This window comes from Mesorhizobium sp. Z1-4, assembly GCF_004000235.1.
Lineage (GTDB): Bacteria > Pseudomonadota > Alphaproteobacteria > Rhizobiales > Rhizobiaceae > RCIO01.
The window spans coordinates 1-940 of sequence record NZ_RCIO01000025.1 but is presented as its reverse complement, the minus strand read 5'-3'; the positions used below and the strand labels follow the sequence as shown (position 1 = coordinate 940).

Sequence of the window (940 nt, the reverse complement as noted above, 5' to 3'; positions counted from 1 at the left end):
GCATCGTTTGCACCGGTAACGGTGATGGTGACGTCGATTGTGTCGATGGCGCCGTTCGGGTCGGCGACGGTAACGGTGAACGTCTCGGTTTCCGTCTGACCTTCCGTCAGCGCCTGCGTGGCCGGCAGGCTGTTGTCCAGAGTGTAGGTCCACTCACCTGTCGCCGGATTGATGGCAAAAGTACCATAGGTGCCAGGCGCATCGCCCTGCCATTGAAGCAGCGCCGTCTCGCCCGCATCCACATCGCTTGCCGTAAGCTGCCCCGAGGCCAAAGGCAGCAGGCCCGCCGCCTGGTCCCATGCCAGAGCATCGTTGGTGGCGGTTTCATTGCCGCTGTAGATCGGCCGGTTCAGGATGTCCGACAGCCCATTGACGGCAAGCAGCTGCAGGATCGCGTCATAGGCCGCCTGCGATGGCGCGGGGTTGGAGCCGCCGCCGCCCGCGTCAAGCAGTTTGTCGATCAGCGAGGGCCCGTGGAGATTGCCAAGCAGATTGTCGTGCAGGCTCTGCAGCCGGTCAGGATCGCTGCCAGCATCGCCGCCGTCAGGTGTGAACTTGGCGACCACATCGGTGAGCGGACGCCCGCCTGCCTGCAGGTAGAGAACGTATTCCACGCCCAACCGCGCGGAAGCTTCATTGATGAGATTGTTGTAGTAGCTGTAATTGTCGTCGATGAAGTCCCAGACCTGCGCAATCGCGTCGGCCCGGTCGGCATCCGGCCCAAGCGCCGTCTGCACAGTGTCGAGGATGGCGTCCATGTCCATACCCGGCGCGAACAGGCCGCCGATCAGGGCGTCATGGTCCTGGTGCGGTTCAAAGCGGAAGTTCGCGGCCTCGTCGGCACCGGTCACCTGGTCCAGATCGCCGGCCTCGAACACCGTGGCGCCCGTCGCACCCCCCGTAATGACGGGAGCATCGTTTGCACCGGTGACGGTTATGG

Annotated in this window: 1 protein-coding gene; it reads right to left on the bottom strand. The window is 63.8% G+C overall.

What is annotated here, in order from left to right; all coding sequences use genetic code 11:
* Positions 1 to 940 (bottom strand): VCBS domain-containing protein (locus EP165_RS20315; protein ID WP_206075963.1); only part of this gene is annotated, 940 nt, incomplete at both ends.